The sequence below is a fragment of the Streptomyces sp. HmicA12 genome, from assembly GCF_000373565.1.
Classification (GTDB): Bacteria; Actinomycetota; Actinomycetes; order Streptomycetales; family Streptomycetaceae; genus Streptomyces.
Genome location: NZ_KB891842.1, coordinates 314,016 through 329,296, shown reverse-complemented (window position 1 = coordinate 329,296; position 15,281 = coordinate 314,016). Strand labels below are relative to the sequence as shown.

Below are 15,281 nucleotides of genomic sequence, written 5' to 3'. Positions count from 1 at the left end.
GGTCAGCCGAGCTGCGCGCGAGCCTCCACGAACGCGTCGACGGCCCGGTTCACGTCCTCCGTGGAGTGCGCCGCGGAGAGCTGGACCCGGATACGGGCCTGGCCCTGCGGGACCACCGGGTACGAGAAGCCGATGACGTACACGCCGCGCTCCAGGAGCAGCTCGGCCATGCGGCCCGCGACGGCCGCGTCACCGAACATCACGGGCGCGATGGCGTGATCGCCGGGCAGGACGTCGAAGCCTTCCTCCGTCATCCGCGTACGGAACAGCTTGGTGTTGGCGGCCAGCTGTTCGCGCAGGTCACCGGCCGATTCCAGGAGGTCGATGACCTTCAGCGAGGCCGCGGCGATGACCGGGGCGAGGCTGTTGGAGAAGAGGTACGGGCGCGAGCGCTGGCGCAGCAGGGCGACGATCTCGGCGCGGGCGGCGACATAGCCGCCGGAGGCGCCGCCGAGGGCCTTGCCGAGGGTGCCGGTGATGATGTCGACGCGGTCCATGACGCCTTGCAGCTCGGGGGTGCCGCGACCGCCGGCGCCGACGAAGCCGACGGCGTGGGAGTCGTCGACCATGACCATCGCGTCGTGGCGCTCGGCGAGGTCACAGATGTCGGCGAGGGGGGCGACGTAGCCGTCCATGGAGAAGACGCCGTCGGTGACGATCAGCTTCCTGCGCGCTCCGGAGGCCGCCTTGAGCTGGGCTTCGAGGTCGGCCATGTCGCGGTTCGCGTAGCGGAAGCGCTGGGCCTTGCTGAGCCGGATGCCGTCGATGATCGAGGCGTGGTTGAGGGCGTCGGAGATCACCGCGTCCTCGGGGCCGAGGAGCGTCTCGAAGACGCCGCCGTTGGCGTCGAAGCAGGAGGAGTAGAGGATCGTGTCCTCCTGGCCGAGGAAGGAGGACAGCCGCGCCTCCAGCTCCTTGTGGACCTCCTGGGTGCCGCAGATGAAGCGGACGGAGGCCATGCCGTAGCCCCAGCGGTCGAGGGCCGCGTGTCCGGCGGCGATGACCTCGGGGTGGTCGGCGAGGCCGAGGTAGTTGTTGGCGCAGAAGTTCAGCACCTCGCCGGGGCGCCCGCCCGCCGTGACGCCGACGGTGGCGGACTGCGGGGTGCCGATGACCCGCTCGGGCTTGTGCAGGCCCGCGGCGACGATCTCGTCGAGGGTGGCCTGGAGGTCTTCGCGTACGTTGTCGAACATGCGTAAGTCCTTATGCGCAGGGGGAGTTCAGGAGGTCCAGTCAAGGATGACCTTGCCGCCGCGGCCGCTCGCCGCGTCGTCGAAGGCCGCGTCGAAGTCGGTGTACGCGTAACGTCCCGTGATCACCGGGGCGAGGTCGAGGCCGCCTTCCAGGAGGACCGACATCGCGTACCAGGTCTCGAACATCTCGCGGCCGTAGATGCCCTTGATGGTGATCATCGAGGTGACGATCCGGGCCCAGTCGACGGCGAACTCCTGCGACGGCAGGCCGAGCATGGCGATCTTGCCGCCGTGGGTCATGTTGGCGAGCATGTCGCGCATCGCGGTCGGGTTGCCGGACATCTCCAGGCCGACGTCGAAGCCCTCGCGCAGGCCGAGCTCGCGCTGACCGTCGGCGATGGTCCCGGTGGCGACGTTCAGGGCCAGGCTGACGCCGACCTTGCGGGCGAGGTCGAGGCGCTCCTCGCTGACGTCCGTGACGACGACGTTGCGGGCGCCGGCGTGCTTGGCGACCGCGGCGGCCATCAGTCCGATCGGGCCCGCGCCCGTGATCAGGACGTCCTCGCCGACCAGGGGGAAGGACAGGGCGGTGTGCACGGCGTTGCCGAACGGGTCGAAGATCGCCGCCACGTCCAGGTCCACGGGGACGCGGTGCACCCACACGTTGGAGGCGGGCAGGGCGACGTACTCGGCGAACGCGCCGTCGCGGCCGACGCCGAGGCCGACCGTCGCGCGGCACAGGTGACGGCGGCCCGCGAGGCAGTTGCGGCACTTGCCGCAGACGAGGTGGCCCTCGCCGCTGACCGTGTCGCCGATCGCGATGTCGGAGACGTCCCGGCCGGTCTCGACGACCTCGCCGACGAACTCATGGCCGACGACGAGCGGCGCGCTGATCGTGGACTGCGCCCAGCCGTCCCAGCCGCGGATGTGCAGGTCGGTGCCGCAGATGCCGGTGCGCAGCACCTTGATCAGCACGTCGCCGGGGCCGATGGACGGCTCGGGCACGTCCGTCAGCCAGAGTCCGGGTTCGGCCTTCTCCTTGACCAGCGCCTTCAACGGTTCGGCTCCTGTCGTCCCGCACGCGGGCAGCACGAAGCCACCCGCGCGGCAGATAAGCAAGTAGAGAGGGGTGGCGACCGTCCTGCGCCGCCGACCCCGACTCTTCCTCACCACGGCGTCCCGGGTCCATCGAGGTTTTCTTAAGCGCCGCCGCAGCTTTGCTTCAGGCCCCGTTCGGGCGCTTGACCTCGCTCGAAGTAGGCGACCAATTCCGCGTCGAGGTCGGGTACTTCGCGCGGTGTCCCGCCGTCCCGCAGCGACTCGGTGGCCCGTACGCCGGCCGCGACGGCCATCCGTGCGGCCACCGGTGAGGTGTCGGTGCGGCCGCCGTCGCGGGCGAACCGCACGAACTCGTCGACGAGCAGCGGGTCGGCTCCGCCATGCCCGGCGTTGTCCTCGGCGGCCGGGACGGGGTACTCGGCGTCGGCCTCGCCGCGGTAGCCGGAGCGGCGGGTGTTCCACACCTTCACCACTCCCCCGGGCCCGTCGCCGAAGTTCTCCAGGCGGCCGGCGTCGCCGATGACGGTGTAGTTGCGCCAGTAGTCGGGGGTGAAGTGGCACTGCTGGTAGGCGGCCAGTACGCCGTTGTCGAGGCGCATATTGACCAGCGACACGTCCTCGACGTCGATGACGGGGTTGAGGCCGCGCTGGGTGTGCGGCGGCCAGTGCCCGTCCTTCGTGTACCAGTCGTCGTGCTTGGGCTCGCCGGGCTCGCGGCGGTGCGGACTGTCGCCGTAGACCATCAGGTCCCCGAGGGCCTGGACCTGCCGCGCGTATCCGTTCGCGAGCCAGTGCAGTACGTCGATGTCGTGGGCGGCCTTCTGGAGCAACAGGCCGTTGGTGTACTGCCGTTCGGCGTGCCAGTCCTTGAAGTACCAGTCGCCGCCGTAGCCGACGAAGTGCCGTACCCACACCGTTTTGACCTCGCCGATCTCGCCGCGCGCGATGAGGTCGCGCATCAGGCGGACGACCGGCATGTGACGCATGTTGTGGCCGACGTAGAGGCGGGTGCCGGTCTCGTACGCGGTGCGCAGCAGGGTGTCGCAGCGCTCGACGGTGATGTCTAGGGGCTTCTCGACGAAGACCGGCTTGCCCGCCTTCAGTGCCTCGCAGGCCACGTCGGCGTGCGTGTGGTCCGGGGTGAGGACGAGGATCGCGTCGACGTCGGGGGCGCCGACCACCTTCGCGTGGTCGCTCGATATCAGCGCTCCCGGGAAGGCGAGGGCCGCCTCCGTGCGGGCTGCCGGGTCGTGGTCGGCGAGCGCGGTGACGCGGGAGCCCGCGCCGGGCCGGTGGGCGGTGCGGGCGAGGGAGCCGCGCAGGCCGTAGCCGAGGACGCCGAGACGCAGGTCGGAAACGGGTGCGGGAGTCGTGGTCATCATCAACTGCCTTTCTGCCGAACGGAGTCGATCACCGGCCGGCGCCGGACACAAGAGCGCCGCAGACCCGTCGCACGGTCTGCGGCGCCCCTCGTCCCAGGGGGTGTTACGGGTGGACGCGGACCTCGGCCAGGCCGATCTGCCCGGTGCCGGTGCGCACGACGCGTACGTAACGGCCGTCCGTGTCGGTGTCGAGCAGGGTGGGGGCGAGCAGCTTGCCGGCGACGTGAACGGTGGTGGCGTTCGCGAAGTCGGGAGTCGTCGCGATCTGTACGTCGACGTCGGCGGTCGGCGTGCCCGCCGCGTTCCAGAGCTCGATCTGCCCGATGTGCCGGACGGCGCCGAGGTCGGCCTGCCACCAGGCGCCCGGTTCCGCGTTCGTCTTCGCGACGGTGGTCGTGAGGTCGCCGTCCAGGGCCAGGTCCGCGGTGGCGGTACCGGAGGTGGAGGACTGGGTGGCGGTGCCCGCCGCGGCCAGGTCCGGCCGCAGTTTCTCCACCGGCCCGGGGCGGGCCCCGGCCGCGCGGGCGAACTTGACTGCCTGCGAGGGCAGTTGGTCGAGTCCCGTCCAATTGTCGGTCATCGTCGAGCCCGTGCCGGACAGGGCGGGCGCCGCGGTGTCGGTCCAGTTGTGGGTGGCCGTGTTGCGGATGCCGTAGTCGGCCCAGTTGGAGACCCACTTGTAGCCGATGCGCGTGATGACGTTGTGCTCGACAGTGATGTGCGAGGACTGTTCGTCGAGGTAGATGCCGTTCCCGTCGCGCTCGGTGTTCTCGTAGGCGCTGCGGTTGATGTAGTTCCCGGAGATCACGGTGCCGGGCTGGGCGCCCTGGGTGTAGATGGCGCCGCCGTCGTGCTGGTCGTAGGCGACGCGCATGACGTCGGTGATCCGGTTGTTCGTGACGCGGTTGTCGCGCAGCACGGACTGCTGGGCCTCGGGCTGGTTCCAGCCCCAGCCGACGGAGATGCCGGAGTAGGGGGTGTCCTCGATGGTGTTGTGGTCGACGGTGAGCTCGGCCTCGTAGCCGGCCCAGACGGCGACGGCGTCGGAGTACTCGACGCCGATGCGGCGGATCGTGTTGTACGCGACGGTGTTGCCGACACCCGCGAGGTCCGGGGCCGGGTTCGGCTCGGTGTCGCCGACGTAGACGGCGCCCGAGGACAGGTCCGTGAAGCGGGAGCGCGTCAACGTCGAGTTCTGGGTGCCCTGTTCGAGTACGGCACCGGCTCCGCCGAGGTGGGTGAAGGAGGCGTCGGTGACGGTCACGTTCCGGCCGCCGCGCACGGTGAGGGCGGCGGCCGGTTTGGTGTAGTAGCGGCCCGCGTGGTCCACGGGTCCGGTGGCGCCGGTCAGGGTGAGACCGGCCTGCATGCCCGCGTAGCCCTCGTCGGTGGACGGTTGCCGGTACGCGGCGTACGCGAAGCCGATGCCCCGGATCGTGACGTCGCGCGCGCCGTCGAGGGTGAGCAGGCCCTCGACGGCCGGGGTGACGGCCTCGGCGCGGCGCATGTCGTCGCCCTCGCGCGGCAGGTACGTGACCGTGCGCGCGGCCGAGTCCCAGACGAACTCCCCCGGCGTGTCGAGGAGTTCGCGGGCGTTCTCGAAGTAGGAGACCTTCGAGTAGCGGGCGGAGTCGACGGTGGTCGAGTCCCAGGCGGGTCCGGTCCGGTCGGTGCCGGAGGCGGAGTTGGTCCAGCAGGGCTGCGCGAACGTCATGAGGTCGCCGCTGACGGCGGCGATGCGGCAGTGGTAGTTGCGCCAGCGGACGCGGATGACGGCTTCGGCGTCGGTGGGTCGCGCCCACTGTGCGATGCCGGTCTTCTCCGCTCCGGTCATGCCGGCCCTGGTGGCGTCGCAGTCGGCGGCGGCGCAGGATTCGCCGCGCGCGCGGACGGCGCGTACGCCGTCGACGAAGAGCTGGCGCGGGGTGATCCCTTCGGGCACCTTCGTCGTCCAGGTGCCGTCGGTGTTCTTCGCCCAGCCGGTGAGCGCTCGGCCGCCGGAGAGGACGGGGTGTGCGCCGGGCGCGGCGGCCCAGGTGACACCGGAGTCGTCGGCTCCGAGCGTGAGCGCCTTGGTCAACGTGTAGGTTCCGTCGGCGAGTTCGACTCGCGCGGTCCGTCCATGAAGGGCGCGCGCGGCGTCCCTGGCTCCTTCCACCGAGCACGGGCGCCCGGGGGTGCAGGCGGCACCGGATCCCTGCGGGGCGGCGTGCAGCACCTTGGGCGCGGGCTCCGCGTGGGCGGCCGGCGCCGTCACGCCGCCGAGGAGCGCGACCGCCCCGATGAAGCCGGTGAGCCAGGATCCGCGAGCTGTACGACGTCGCATCACGCCACCACCGTCCAGTCGGGGTGACCCGGCATCGGCGGATTCGTCGCGCCGAACAGCCAGTCCCGCAGGAACGCGTCGAGCGACCGGTCCCCGGTGACCGCGACCGCGTGCCCGATGAAGTCCTCGCTGGTGACGGTGCGATCCCTGAAGCGTCGTGGCCACAGCCCCATGATCCGGTCGAACTTTCGCTGTCCGACGTGGAGTTGCAGCGCGTACAGGACCAGCGCGCCGCCGTCGTAGATGTTGGTGCCGCCGAGTCCCTTGGGCAGTCCGGGCGGCCCGTCGCTCGCGCGGACCGCGTCCAGCTTCGCGTACGTCGCCTTCATCTTGTCGGCCATGAGCGACCAGCCGCGTTCCTCGCTGTAGAGGGCGGCGTAGTACACGGCGGGGCCTTCGTTGAGCCAGGCCTGCTGCCAGTCGTTCGGGGCGACGGAGTCGCCGAACCACTGGTGGGTGAGCTCGTGCACCATCGTGTTCTCGTAGGTGGGGTCGCCGTCGGCGTTGGGCTTGAACCAGTTGGTGCCCATGAGGGTGAGCGTCGCGTTCTCGAGGGCGTCGGTGTAGCCGTCGTAGATGTGGAGGCCGTAGACGGAGAAGGGGTACTTCCCGAACTTGGCCTCCAGCCAGGCGAGATGGTCGGGCGTGCGGGCGACGATCGGCCCGTACGTGTCCTCCTGGCCCTGCGGGACGACGTGTCGCAGCGGCAGGCCCGTGTGCGATGTCCCGTACAGATACGTGCCCTTGACGACGGCGATGCCGAGCAGCTCGGTGGGCATGCGCTCGCGCAGGGCGAAGTGCCAGACGGCCGAGCCGTCGGCGCGCTTGTCCTTGCCGGTCAACTCGCCGTTCGCGGCGGCGACATAGCCCTCGGGGGCGGTGATGTGGAAGGTCCAGGTGGACTTGTCGGAAGGGGTGTCGTTGCACGGCATGAAGGTGTCGGCGCGCGACGACTGCACGGCGGAGGCGAACCCGCCGTCGGTGCCGAACTTCCAGCCGGAGAGGCTGGCGCGGGGCGCCTTGCCGTTGCCGTGGTACGTCACGGTGGCCGTGAAGGGGGCGCCCTTGTGGAGCGGGGCGCCCGGGGTGACGGTCAGCTCCTGACCCGATTTCCCTACGGACAGGGCGACTTGGGCCGGGCGGCCGTTCACCGTGACGGCGTCGATGGTGTGCCCGTCGGTGTCGAGGTTGAACGACGACAGGTCCTGGGTGGCCCTCGCGTTCAGCGTCACCGCGGCCGTGAAGTCGTAGGTCACCGGGGTGAAGTCGAAGGTGAGGTCGTAGTGGACGACCTGGTAGCCGCCGTTTCCGAGTGTCGGGTAGAGCGGGTCGCCGACGCCGTCCGCGCCGGGCCTCGGGTCGAAGCCCGCGGCGTGGGCCGGCGGCCCGAGCACCGGTACGGCCACCGCCGCCGCGACGGCGGCCTTCGTCAGGAACGAGCGTCTGCTGGTGGTCACTTGGATCCCTTCGCGGAGGCCTGCTCGAACTCGGCGCGGCACTGGTCGCCGCCCGCCTTGCGCCACTTCTTGACGATCGCGTCGTAGTCGGACATCGGCCTGCGGCCGGTGATGATGTCCTTCTGGCCGTCGAGGTGGATGGTGTAGAGGCTGCCTTGGCCCTTGGAGTCCCAGGTCGGCGACGAGTAGCCGGTGGTCGGGTCCTCGATGAGCATCGGGATGAGCTTCGCGTACGCCTCGTGGACGTGCCGCGCGGCTTCGGGCTGCGTGGCGCTGAAGAACGCCGGGGCGGCGGAGGCCAGCTTGCTCCACTGCACGGTGGTGTCCTGGGTGCCCTGCTTGGTGAGGACCGGGGTGCCGTTCTTGTCGCGCTTGTGGTCGGTGCCCTCGACGCCGTAGTTGATGAGCGTGTACTCGACCGAGCCGAAAGGTGAGGCCGCGAAGTCGGCGAGGCGCAGGATCTCCTGGACGCGCGCGTCACCGGCCTTCTTGATGTGGGTGTTCTCCAGCTCGATGTTGTCGGTCCAGGCGACCGCGTCCGTGCCGACGGGCACCATGGGCCGTACGTCGAAGCTCTTGTCGATGGCGGCCATCGCGTCGACGTAGCCGGAGCCCGTGGTGAGGTAGCCGGGCATGCCGTCGTAGACGTAGGCGGCCTTGCCGTTCTTGAACAGGTCGGTGTACTGGGCCTTCTGCGCTCCCGACATCTGGACGGTGCCGGGGTAGAAGCAGCCCGCCTTGTACAGCTTGGCGGCGGTCTCGATGGCGTGCCGGTACGCCTCGTCCTCCAGCTGGTACGTCCACTTGCCGGTCTTGGGGTCGTGCTTCCAGAAGTGCTGGGCGCCCGCCGACATGGCGAGCAGGTTCACGCTGCCGCCGGTGAAGAAGTACTGCTTCTTCTTCGTGTTCGTGAGGTCCTTCGCCAGTTCGACGAGGCGCTCGATGCTGTCGATCTGGTCGAGGTTGGTGACCCCGGCCTGCCGGAACAGGTCCGCGCGGTAGAAGCCCGCGCCTCCGCTGCCGTTGCGGGCGATCGGGATGCCGAACAGTCGGCCGCCGAAGACGGCCTTCTTCCAGGCGTACTCGGGGATCGCGGCCAGGTTCGGGTAGTCCTTGACCTTGGCGCCGGCCAGGAACGGGGTGAGGTCGGCGCACTTCGCCTTCAGGAACGCCGCCTTGTTGTCGACGCCGCCGGTCTCCGGGTACATGAAGATGTCGGGGAGCTGGTCTCCGGCGACCATGGTGGAGAATTTCGCCGGGTAGTCGTCGGCGGGCACGGCCGTGAGGTCGACCTCGGCGCCGAGCAGCTTCTCGACCGCCTTCCAGGCCGCGTTCCCGCTCCGGTCCGTGGGCAGCGGCGCGTACGTCTCGGTGACCACGGTGATCTTCTTGGCGCCCTTGAGCGGGGTGCCCTTGGTGGCGCGGACCGGGGTGGCCGGGTACTTCAGGAAGGCGTTCGGGACACCGGCCGCCGTGCCGGGCAGGTCGGCCTCGATGCCGATGTTGCGCAGGGTGGTGGCGGGAAGCACCTTGGCGCTCTTGGCCTCGGCCTTGGCGGCGGTGCCGCCGTCGCCGCACGCGGCGAGCAGCGGGGCCGCGGCGACACCGAGGCCGGCGCCCGCGCCCCAGCGGAGCAGGGTGCGGCGGTTGACGGGCAGCGACGAGGACAGCGGTGACATCGGGGACTCCTCAACAGGAGAGGGAAACAGGGAAGTTGGGGGGTGAAGGGCGCACGTCAGCCCTTGACGGCGCCGGTGAGCACGCCCTTGGTGAAGAACCGCTGAAGGAACGGGTAGACCAGCAGGATCGGCACGACCGCGATCACCAGCACCGCCATCTGCACGGCCTGCTGCGGGGCCACGGCCTCGCCCGCCACCCCGCTGTCGAGGTTCTGGCCCTGGAGGATGAAGGTGCGCAGCACCATCGGCAGCGGCCATTTGTCGTTGTCGCCGAGGTACAGCAGGGCGTTGAAGTACGCGTTCCAGTACGCGACCGCGTAGAACAGTCCGACGACGGCGACGACCGCCTTGGACAGCGGCAGCACGACCTGGATCAGGGTGCGGAAGTCGCCCGCGCCGTCGACCTTCGCGGCGTCGTACAGCTCCTCGGGCAGGTTCATGAAGAAGGCGCGCATCACGACGAGGTTGAACGCGCTCACCATGGTGGGCAGGACGAGCGCGGCGAAGGTGTTGTACAGGCCGAGTTCCTTCACCAGCAGGAAGTTGGGGATGACGCCCGCGTTGAACAGCATGGTGAACAGGGCCGTCATGAGGATGAAGCGGCCGCCGACGATGCCGCGCCGGGACAGGCCGTACGCCATGCCGATGGTGGCGAGGAGGCTGCACAGGGTGCCCACGACGGTGACGCCGACGCTCACGAACAGGGCGCGGGTCACGCGGCCGCCCGTGAACGCGGTGCGGTAGGCGTCGAGGTTGGGGTGGTCGGGCCAGAGCACGAGCCCGTTGGACCTGATGACGTCGGTCTGCGAGGCGAAGCTCGTGCCGATCACACCGAGCAGTGGGTATGCGACGAGGCCGACGACGATGACGAGGGCGAGCCCCTTGGCGAAGAGGCCGAGGCGCGTGGGCTTCTCCATCCAGGGCGGGCGGGCCCCCGACGGGCACAGTTGCCCCTCCGCCGGTGCCGAACTTTGGCGGCGTGTGCGCGACTTCACCGGTGTCGTCTCAACGGTCAGCACCGCGGTACACCCCTTCATGCCCGAGCCGGTGGGCGAACTTGTTGGCGCCGATCACGAGGACGGTCCCGATGACGGCCTTCACCAGGCCGACCGCGGCCGCGGTGCCCCACTGGTTGTCCTTGATGCCGTGGAAGTAGACGTACGTGTCGAGGACCTCACCGGCGCCGGCGCCCACCGCGTCGCGCTGCAGCAGGATCTGCTCGAAGCCGACGGTGAGGATGTTGCCGAGGTTCAGGATCAGCAGCAGGACCAGGACCGGGGAGAGACCGGGGAGCGTGACGTGCCAGAAGCGGCGCCAGCGGGCCGCGCCGTCCATGGCCGCCGCCTCGTACAGGCCGCGGTCGATGGAGAGCAGCGCGGCGAGGACGATGATGGTGCCCCAGCCGGCGTCCTTCCACATGACCTGGAGCGCGAGCAGCCAGGGGAAGGCGTTCGGATCGGTCATCATGTCGTAGCGCGGCAGACCGACCGCTTCGAGCAGGTCGGGGACGACGCCCGCGCCGCCGAGGATCTGCTGGAAGATCGAGACGATGATGACCCAGCCGATGAAGTGCGGCAGGTAGACGACGCTCTGCACGAAGCGGCGCAGCTTGTCGCTGACGATGCTGTTGAGCAGGAGCGCGAGCCCGATCGGGACCGGGAAGAACAGGACCAGCTGGACCAGGGCGATCTTCAGGGTGTTGCCGGTCGCCGACCAGAAGTCGGGATCCGCGAACGCCGCCGAGAAGTTGGTGAGGCCGGTCCAGGCGCTGTGCATGTAGCCCAGGTAGGGCTGGTAGTCCTGGAAGGCCACCATGTAGCCGAGCAGCGGAACGTAGTGGAACACCACGAAGTACAGGAAGCCCGGCAGGCACAGCAGCAGCATCACCTTGTCGCGCTTGAGGCGCTGCCACAGGGACTTGCGGGGAACGGCGAGGGACGGTGGAGCGGAAGCAGTAGCGGGAGCAGTCATGAAGCTGGTCCTGTTCGGCCGAGTGGCTCAGGAACGACGTGATCGACGTGAACGACGTCTCTGCGGCGGCAAGTTAGTAAGCGGTTAACCCCACCGTCAAGAGATTCGGGCGACAGCCGCGTTACGTGATCTTTTCAAACGACGTTCCTGGACAGGCATTTGACCAGATAGGTGGGCAACTCGACACCTGAGCGGGTCTCTTGACCTTGACGCTGACGCCGAACGGTCCCTAGTTTTCGGTAACGCCATAGAACACGTTTACTGTCCGGAGGCAGGGTGCGTACCACTGACGAGGCGCCGGTCCAGGCCACGGCCGCCGACGCCACACCGCCCCCGCGGCGGCCCCGTACGGTTCTCGCGATGCACGCCTCGGTCGTCGACGACGTCTTCCCGCCGGCCGTGCGGGCGCGCCTCGAGGAGATCGCGGACATCCGACCGCCGCACGTCGTACGGGAGTTCACCAGCGGCGCGGCCCGTGCCGCGCTCGCCGAGTGCGAGGTCCTGCTGACCGGCTGGGGCTGCCCGGCCATCGACACCGCGGTCCTCGACCGCGCGCCACGGCTGCGCGCGGTGATCCACGCGGCGGGCACCGTGAAGACCTTCCTGAGCCGTGACGCGTACCCGCGCGGCCTCGCCGTCTCGTCGGCCGCCGCGGCCAACGCGGTGCCCGTCGCCGAGTTCACCCTCGCCGCGATCATCCTCGGCGCCAAGCGCGCCTTCCCGCTCGCCCACACGTTCCGCACCCGGCGCACCCACCGCACCGCCGCCGACCTGGACCGGCAGCACTGGCTCGGCACGCACGGCATCACCGTCGGCGTGGTCGGCGCGTCCCGGATCGGACGCCGGGTGCTGCAGCTGCTGCGTTCCCTGGACGCGGAGGTGCTCCTGTACGACCCTTACGTCGGCGACGCCGAGGCCGAACTGCTCGGCGCGACCCGCACCGACCTGGACACCCTGGTCGCCACCAGCGACGTGGTGACGCTGCACGCGCCGGACACGGCCGAGACCCGGCACCTGCTGGACGCGCGGCGCCTCGCGCTGATGCGGCCCGGCGCGCTCCTGGTGAACACCGCGCGCGGCCCGCTCGTGGACACCGCCGCGCTCACCGAGCACCTGGTCAGCGGCCGGATCGATGCCGTCCTCGACGTCACCCAGCCGGAACCGCTGCCCGCCGACCACCCGCTGTGGGACCTGCCGAACGTCTTCATCACCCCGCACATGGCGGGCGCCCAGGGCAACGAGGTCGGCAGGCTCGGCGCACTCGCCGTCGACGAGCTCGCCCGCTACGCGCGCGGGGTGCCGCTCAACCATCCGGTGCTGCTCGAGGACCTGGAGCGGATCGCGTGAACGGGGCCGAGCCGCGCGTCATAGGCTCTGGGACGGGTGGACCCGCGGGATATCCCGCGGGTCGGCACCCGGGCGGGCACGACGACGACCAGCACGATCTTCAGGGGGTGGGCCGGATGCCCCGGCAGAGTTCCACGGCGACCGGCCGCGGCGGCCAGGACGCACCGCACGACCAGAGCGGCCGGCGCCGCGCGACCGTCGTGGACGTGGCCCGGCTCGCCGGGGTGTCCACGGCGACCGTCTCCCGCGTGATGAACCGCAACTATCCCGTCGCCGCGGCCACGCGCGAACGCGTCGAAGCGGCGATGCGCGACCTCGGCTATGTCGTCAACGCCCATGCCCGCGCCCTCGCCGGAGTCTCCGGCCGCACGGTCGGCATCATCGTCAACGAACTGATCGACCCGTTCTACGCGTACATCGCGCGCGGCGTCGAACGGGAGGCCACCGACGGCGGCCGGCTCTGTCTGGTCTGCTGCACCCAGGGCGAACCGCAGCGCGAGCTGGCCTTCATCGAGCTGATGCACGAGCGGCGGGCGGACGCCGTGGTGCTGGTCGGCGGCAGTGTCGAGGACCGTTCCTACAAGTCCGAACTGGGCCGCCGTGCTCAGGAGTTGGACGCGGGCGGGTCGAAGCTGGTGCTGTGCGGGCGACCCTCGCTCGGCGACGGGGCACCGACCGTCGGCGTCGAGTACGACAACGAGGGCGGCGCCTTCGCTCTGGCCGACCACCTGATCTCGCAGGGGCACGAGCGGATCCTGTACCTGGGCGGGCCGCCCGGCCTGTCCACGAACCGCGACCGGCTCGCGGGATACCGGCGCGCGCTCGAACTGCGCGGCATCGAACGGGACCCCGATCTGGAACAGCCCGGCGCCTTCAGCCGCGCCTTCGGCTACCGGCGGATGGCGGAACTCCTGCGCGAGGGGCCCCGATTCACCGCCGTGTTCGCCGCGAACGACATCGTCGCGGCGGGTGCGGCCCAGGCCCTGGAGGAGGCGGGCCTGCGCATCCCCGCGGACATGTCCCTGGTCGGATACGACGACATCCCGGTCGCCCAGGAACTGCGTCCGCGCCTGACGACGGTGCGGATCCCGCTGGAGGAGATGGGCCGGCAGGCGGTGCGGCTCGCGCTGCACGGCGGCGACGAGGACGACTGGCGCGCCCCGACCACCGGGACGCTGCGGCTCGGTACGCAGCTCGTGGTGCGGAACTCCGTGGCGGCCCCGCGCTCCGGCCCCGCGAAGCGACAACGGGGCTGACCGTACGGCGCCGCCGAGCCGTGCGGCGCCGCACGCGCTTCGGCGTGCGCAATCATGCGTGAAACGGCGCCCCTTGACGTAGTAACGAACAGAAAATTCCCGGACCCCCTTGCGGCTGGATAGCAACCGCTTACATGCTTTCGCCCAGCCCCGCATGCTCGTCCCGCCCCTCACTTCGACGTCACTCGTCCCTTGGGAGTCCCGGATGCGCCCTGCCCACACACCCCTCGCCGCCCCTTCCGCCGCCGGACCTGCCGGTACCGCCGCAGCTGCCGGCATTGCCGGCCCGGGGCGCCGCACCGTGCTCGCCGTACTGGCCGGGGCCGGTGCCTCGCTCGCCGTCGGCGCCGGTGCGGGCCGCGCCCAGGCGGCCGACGGCTGCACCGTCCGGCTCACCGCCCGTCCCTCCGCCGAGACCGAACGCGTGCGCCTCGCGCAGGCCCTGCGTGCCAGCGAGTTCCAGCCCACCGGCCGCTATGTACCGGCGAACACCGCACTGAAGATCACGGTGCTGCCCTACGACGAGGTGCTGCCGACCCTGTGGATCGGCCAGTGGGACTACTACGGCACGCTCACCGAACCCCGCCGGTACGCCCTCAAGCCCGGCACGAACACGATCACCGACCCGCATGGCGGTCCCGTCTACTTCTCGCTCGAGGGCGACGGGGAACGCGCCGCCGTCACCTTCGGATCCGCGTCCGGGTCCGTGCCGATGCCCGTCTTTCGCCTCGGCCAGACCGAAGAGGCTGATTTCCAGAGGCAGTTGGACACGTACACCGATGTCCCGGTCGTCGAGCTGCACGGACCGCGCTCGATCATGACACTGACCCGCGACGGGGCACTGCTGTACCGCGACGAGGACCACGCGGCGCTGCTGACGCTCGTGGAGAAGATCATCGGCACGGAGTCGGACATCAGCGGTCTCGACGGGTCGAAGCCGGTGCACCGGCCCAAGGCGGGCGGCTATCACTTCACCGAGGTCTCGGTGGTGCCCTCGGGCGTCGGGGCGTACGCCACCCACGGCTACAACGGCTTTCCGCGCGCCTACCTCGACCGGGCCACCACCGTCTCCGGCCTGGGCACCCGAGGCTGGGGGCTCTACCACGAGCTCGGCCATCTGCATCAGCAGTTCGCGTACAAGCCGGGCGGGCTGACCGAGGTCACCGTGAACATCTACTCGCTGGCCGTCCAGCGCGCGCTGGGCCAGACCTCGAACCTCCTCACGGTGGACGCCGCCACCGGGCTGACCTACTTCCAGTCCGCCCGGGCCAAGTTCGGCACGGCGGGCCTCACGTACGAGAAGTCCTTCGGCGCCTACGAGAAGCTGGTGCCGCTGCGCCAGCTGGAACTGGCCTTCGGTGAGGACTTCTGGCCGCGCCTGCACCGGCTGGTCCGCGAGGAGAACCCGGCGTCGGCCTCCACCGAGACCGCCAAGCGGTACCGGGCGCTCGCCACCTACGCCAGCCGCGTGTCGGGGTACGACCTGACCGACTTCTTCCTCACCACCTGGGCGTTCCCCATCGACGCGGAGGGCCGGGCCGAGCTCGCGGCACTCCACCTGCCCGAGCCGCCCGTCGACCCGGCCGCACTGACCGACTGACCCGGAAGGCG

At 70.4% G+C, this 15,281-nt stretch carries 11 protein-coding genes; 3 read left to right on the top strand and 8 right to left on the bottom strand.

Annotated features, from left to right (window positions below):
• Positions 1 to 2: 2 nt before the first annotated feature.
• From B072_RS0134365 to B072_RS0134330, 8 genes are all read right to left on the bottom strand, one after another.
• The gene (locus B072_RS0134365) at positions 3 to 1,193 is read right to left on the bottom strand and encodes a glycine C-acetyltransferase (protein ID WP_018534518.1); all 1,191 of its coding nucleotides are present in this window, start codon (positions 1,191 to 1,193) and stop codon (positions 3 to 5) included.
• Positions 1,194 to 1,220: 27 nt separating this feature from the next.
• Positions 1,221 to 2,249, bottom strand: a complete 1,029-nt coding sequence (tdh, locus tag B072_RS0134360) for an L-threonine 3-dehydrogenase (protein WP_018534517.1) — start codon at positions 2,247 to 2,249, stop codon at positions 1,221 to 1,223.
• Between the two features lie 143 nt (positions 2,250 to 2,392).
• Positions 2,393 to 3,634: a Gfo/Idh/MocA family protein gene (locus B072_RS0134355; RefSeq protein WP_018534516.1), complete on the bottom strand. Its 1,242-nt coding sequence runs from the start codon at positions 3,632 to 3,634 to the stop codon at positions 2,393 to 2,395.
• A gap of 103 nt (positions 3,635 to 3,737) precedes the next feature.
• On the bottom strand, positions 3,738 to 5,960 hold the full coding sequence (locus B072_RS0134350; RefSeq protein ID WP_043245259.1) for a right-handed parallel beta-helix repeat-containing protein: 2,223 nt from the start codon (positions 5,958 to 5,960) through the stop codon (positions 3,738 to 3,740).
• Positions 5,960 to 7,417, bottom strand: a complete 1,458-nt coding sequence (locus B072_RS0134345) for a M1 family metallopeptidase (RefSeq protein WP_018534514.1) — start codon at positions 7,415 to 7,417, stop codon at positions 5,960 to 5,962. The genes B072_RS0134350 and B072_RS0134345 overlap by 1 nt, the downstream gene beginning before the upstream one ends.
• A complete protein-coding gene (locus B072_RS0134340; RefSeq protein WP_018534513.1) occupies positions 7,414 to 9,096 on the bottom strand; it encodes an extracellular solute-binding protein in 1,683 nt (560 codons plus the stop codon). The genes B072_RS0134345 and B072_RS0134340 overlap by 4 nt, the downstream gene beginning before the upstream one ends.
• Before the next feature lie 56 nt (positions 9,097 to 9,152).
• Positions 9,153 to 10,013, bottom strand: a complete 861-nt coding sequence (locus B072_RS0134335) for a carbohydrate ABC transporter permease (RefSeq protein WP_018534512.1) — start codon at positions 10,011 to 10,013, stop codon at positions 9,153 to 9,155.
• A gap of 88 nt (positions 10,014 to 10,101) precedes the next feature.
• The gene (locus B072_RS0134330) at positions 10,102 to 11,067 is read right to left on the bottom strand and encodes an ABC transporter permease (protein WP_234018980.1); all 966 of its coding nucleotides are present in this window, start codon (positions 11,065 to 11,067) and stop codon (positions 10,102 to 10,104) included.
• 276 nt (positions 11,068 to 11,343) lie between these two features.
• Here B072_RS0134330 and B072_RS0134325 point away from each other — a divergent pair, with 276 nt between their 5' ends.
• The 3 genes from B072_RS0134325 to B072_RS0134315 all read left to right on the top strand — a co-directional run bounded on the left by B072_RS0134325 (position 11,344) and on the right by B072_RS0134315 (position 15,270).
• Positions 11,344 to 12,414: a hydroxyacid dehydrogenase gene (locus B072_RS0134325; protein ID WP_018534510.1), complete on the top strand. Its 1,071-nt coding sequence runs from the start codon at positions 11,344 to 11,346 to the stop codon at positions 12,412 to 12,414.
• Between the two features lie 116 nt (positions 12,415 to 12,530).
• Positions 12,531 to 13,670: a LacI family DNA-binding transcriptional regulator gene (locus B072_RS0134320; RefSeq protein WP_078506688.1), complete on the top strand. Its 1,140-nt coding sequence runs from the start codon at positions 12,531 to 12,533 to the stop codon at positions 13,668 to 13,670.
• 205 nt (positions 13,671 to 13,875) lie between these two features.
• The gene (locus B072_RS0134315) at positions 13,876 to 15,270 is read left to right on the top strand and encodes a M60 family metallopeptidase (protein WP_026246590.1); all 1,395 of its coding nucleotides are present in this window, start codon (positions 13,876 to 13,878) and stop codon (positions 15,268 to 15,270) included.
• Positions 15,271 to 15,281: the final 11 nt, after the last annotated feature.

Bases quoted from the DNA above. Each gene is read 5' to 3' on its own strand.
- B072_RS0134355 (WP_018534516.1), bottom strand. From the start codon at position 3,634: ATGATGACCACGACTCCCGCACCCGTTTCCGACCTGCGTCTCGGCGTC.
- B072_RS0134330 (WP_234018980.1), bottom strand. From the start codon at position 11,067: ATGACTGCTCCCGCTACTGCTTCCGCTCCACCGTCCCTCGCCGTTCCC.
- B072_RS0134315 (WP_026246590.1), top strand. From the start codon at position 13,876: ATGCGCCCTGCCCACACACCCCTCGCCGCCCCTTCCGCCGCCGGACCT.
- B072_RS0134340 (WP_018534513.1), bottom strand. From the start codon at position 9,096: ATGTCACCGCTGTCCTCGTCGCTGCCCGTCAACCGCCGCACCCTGCTC.
- B072_RS0134320 (WP_078506688.1), top strand. From the start codon at position 12,531: ATGCCCCGGCAGAGTTCCACGGCGACCGGCCGCGGCGGCCAGGACGCA.
- B072_RS0134365 (WP_018534518.1), bottom strand. From the start codon at position 1,193: ATGTTCGACAACGTACGCGAAGACCTCCAGGCCACCCTCGACGAGATC.
- B072_RS0134335 (WP_018534512.1), bottom strand. From the start codon at position 10,013: ATGGAGAAGCCCACGCGCCTCGGCCTCTTCGCCAAGGGGCTCGCCCTC.
- B072_RS0134350 (WP_043245259.1), bottom strand. From the start codon at position 5,960: ATGCGACGTCGTACAGCTCGCGGATCCTGGCTCACCGGCTTCATCGGG.